General features: G+C 50.8%; 5 protein-coding genes. 3 read left to right on the top strand and 2 right to left on the bottom strand.

Going from position 1 to position 3,111, the window contains the following annotated elements:
* A partial coding sequence (locus HY879_28245; protein ID MBI5607242.1) for an acyl-CoA dehydrogenase occupies positions 1 to 154 on the top strand: 154 nt, incomplete at its 5' end.
* 35 nt (positions 155 to 189) lie between these two features.
* Entirely contained in the window at positions 190 to 1,305 is a 1,116-nt protein-coding gene (locus HY879_28240; GenBank protein MBI5607241.1) for an acyl-CoA dehydrogenase family protein, read from the top strand.
* A gap of 182 nt (positions 1,306 to 1,487) precedes the next feature.
* Here the strand turns inward: HY879_28240 and HY879_28235 are convergent, their stop codons facing one another.
* Together HY879_28235 and HY879_28230 are read right to left on the bottom strand one after the other, a co-directional pair.
* Entirely contained in the window at positions 1,488 to 1,664 is a 177-nt protein-coding gene (locus HY879_28235) for a hypothetical protein (GenBank protein MBI5607240.1), read from the bottom strand.
* A gap of 376 nt (positions 1,665 to 2,040) precedes the next feature.
* Positions 2,041 to 2,244, bottom strand: coding sequence for a hypothetical protein (locus HY879_28230; protein MBI5607239.1), 204 nt, complete (start codon positions 2,242 to 2,244; stop codon positions 2,041 to 2,043).
* A gap of 534 nt (positions 2,245 to 2,778) precedes the next feature.
* Between HY879_28230 and HY879_28225 the strand changes: the two genes are divergently transcribed.
* A partial coding sequence (locus HY879_28225; protein ID MBI5607238.1) for a DUF3795 domain-containing protein occupies positions 2,779 to 3,111 on the top strand: 333 nt, incomplete at its 3' end.

Raw genomic sequence — 3,111 nt, 5'->3', positions numbered from 1 at the left:
CGGGCTGCTTTCGCGCGGCTCCGAGTATACCCCCTTCAGGGGCCTGGCGCCTGTCGGGTATCTGGATTGCATCTCGGCGACCATCGGTGCCGGCACTTCCGAAATCCAACGCAACATCATCGCCTTGCGAGGATTGGGCTTACCGGTTTGGTAGCTACATATTCCACCGATAGATAGGGGAACTCCATCATGGAACTCGACCTGAACCAGGAACAAAAAATAGTGAGCAAATCGGCCCGGGATTTTTTGAGAAAGGAATGCCCAAAGTCGCTGGTCCGGGCCATGCGGGACGACGAACAAGGCTATTCCCAGGAGCTTTGGGATAAAATGGCTGCTATGGGCTGGATGGGCGTCGAAATCCCGGAGGCCTACGGCGGGACCGGCGGCGACTTTCTGGATTTGTGCCTGCTGCTTGAAGCCATGGGTGAAGCCTGCCTGCCCGGCCCTTTTTTTGCCACTGTGGTGTTAGGCCTCTCAGCGATTTTAAGGCTGGGCACCGACGAACAGAAAAAGGCACTTTTACCCCAGGTGGCCGACGGCAAACGGCTTATGACCCTGGCGGTCACCGAACCGGGCAATTGGTATGGCGCATCAAAGATATCCACTACAGCCGAAAGAAATAACGGCACCTATCGGTTAAACGGCGTCAAGCTGTTCGTTGACAACGCCCAGGCGGCCGACCCTATCATCTGTGCGGCCAGGGCCGGTGACGGGTTGTCCCTGTTTATCGTCGATGCCGAAAAGCCGGGGCTGAAGATAAAAACCTTGAAAACCTTGGGGTATGAAAAACAATGTGAAGTGGTTTTAGATAACGTTGCCGTTCCCGAGGCCGGGCTTTTAGGCCCGGTCGGCGGGGCCGGGCCGTTTTTGGAGGCCGTGGAGAATAGAGCGGCGGTGGCTAAATGCGCCGAGATGCTCGGGGTCATCGGGCAGGCTTTCGAACTATCGTTGGCCTACGCCAAAGAGCGGGAACAGTTCGGTCGCCCCATCGGCGCCTTTCAGGCCATTCAGCATCATTTGGCCAATATGGCCGTGGCCATGGACAGCGCCCGTTATCTGACTTATCAAGCCGCCTGGAAGCTGGCCCAGGAGCTGCCTGCCGAAAAAGAGGCTTCCATGGCCAAGGCCTATGTCAGTCAGGCTTCCGGCCTGGTGACCCGCCTGGCCCATCAGATCCATGGGGCCATCTCTTTTTGTGACGAACATGATCTGCATCTATACACCCGGAAGGCCAAAGCCGCCGCCGCCTCATTCGGAGACGCGGATTACCATCTGGAAAAAGTAGCCCGGAATCTTGGTCTCTGATAGAGCAGGGGGGCTTAGAAGATATATTTTAAAAAAAAGAAAACTTCCTTTGCTCTAATAGGGCGACCATGCTGATTGGGTTGGTTGGGCCTGGGTTGCGGGGAATTAAGCCGATTTACGGGCTCCCGGTTACTGCCCGGGATGAAGTAATGACCGGAAAACAGGTGTCAGGATATTTATTTTCAAGGCGCGTCGGTTAACAACCAGAGAGAAAGGGGGATGTTGGTTATTTTTATCCTTTCGATCGTAAAGGTTTCCGGGGCATCGTTGGTTATAATAACGCCGGAGTTCAGCCCAAAGGCTCTGCAGGCATCTACCAGGCCCCGAACTTCCCGCTTTTTGGTTTTTCCATCCGTCAAGGTATAGTAAACCTGGATGGCTTCAGAAACCTTGGAGCCTTCTTTAGTGATAAAATCACATTCGTATCTTTCTTCATAATGAGGAAAATATATACAATTATTTCCTTAATGTTAAGAAAATTTGTTAAATAGGAAGAATGTTTTTTGCCGCTGTCTGCCAGGAAGATTCAGGCCCTAATTTCTCGCTGCCCTTGTTCTGGGTACGGAGATCGCCCCACGAATAAATGTTGTCTCCGATTACGACGGCTTTGATCCACCGAGGGTCTGCAGCATCTTTGCCGCTACTTGAGATTCCCAATCCTTTTGTTTGTTCGTCACCTTATGATGGAGGGGCCGACAATGGAGCTTTGTTTCAGACTGGCAGGTGGAATCAGGGTTAAATGGATTGGAGCAGGTTGGCCAGTCCCGACCGGTGCCTGATCCCGGCCTTGTCGAAAATGTTTTTCAGGTGGGTCTCGACGGTAAAACGGCTGATAAACAGATGTTTTGAAAAGGGGTAAGTCCAACTCTTCATGCTTATGTAAAAACTCGTCATTCCCGATTCCGTCCTGTTGGGGACTACCCCCCGCTTCCAGCCCATAGGGCTTCCAGGCCGGAGGGGAGGGCGCAGGCGGGAATCCAGACCATAGGTAACAAATTGAAAACACTTAATTTCCGTTTACACGGGAATGACGGAAATGGGCTCTCTCAGACTTTTTACGAGCCTGTCACTCTTTCCCCTTTTCTTAATTATCCTGCCAAATTTAAGGCAAGATTTCCATACCTGAAATCAGTTATTTCCATTCTGGAATATTTTCCTTATAATGAACCCCTTGGCAGCCTGCTCCTGCTTTTTTCGAATTTCATCTGAAAGAATGGGGTGTAGATGGGGAGATAACCGGACAGATGTGCGGCCAGGATTTCTACTACAGTTCCCTGGCCGAAGAGTACTTGAGGATACTGAAGGAGAATGGGTGTAAGTGCATTCTATTGGATCGGGATCAATACCCGGAGGCGCATGTAGTTATCATCGGGGCATAGGGTTAATCATGGCCATGCAAAAATATACGCGGCTGATTGGCAAAATGAACCATTTGTAGTATAAGAAGATAAGCTATCGGAAAGGATTGGAATTATGACGATAAATCCGGATTTTATTGCTCCCTGCGGCCTTTATTGCGGAGTCTGTGCCATTTATATGGCCCACCGTGATAATAATCTCAAATTCAAGGAGCGGTTAGTGGATCTTTATAAGGGAGAAGTCCCTGGGGGAAAAGGCATTCTTCCCAATAGTGAAACCCTTTCCGTAGAAGATATAAAGTGTCGTGGCTGTTTGTCGGATGAGCAGTTTATGCATTGCCGGCAGTGTGAGATCAGGGAATGCACCAGGGAAAAGGGCTACACCGGATGTCACCAATGCGCTGAATTTCCTTGCCGATACATTGACAATTTCCCCATGACTGTCGGT

This window comes from Deltaproteobacteria bacterium, assembly GCA_016219225.1.
Lineage (GTDB): Bacteria > Desulfobacterota > RBG-13-43-22 > RBG-13-43-22 > RBG-13-43-22 > RBG-13-43-22.
This window is presented reverse-complemented; position numbering and strand designations above follow the sequence as displayed.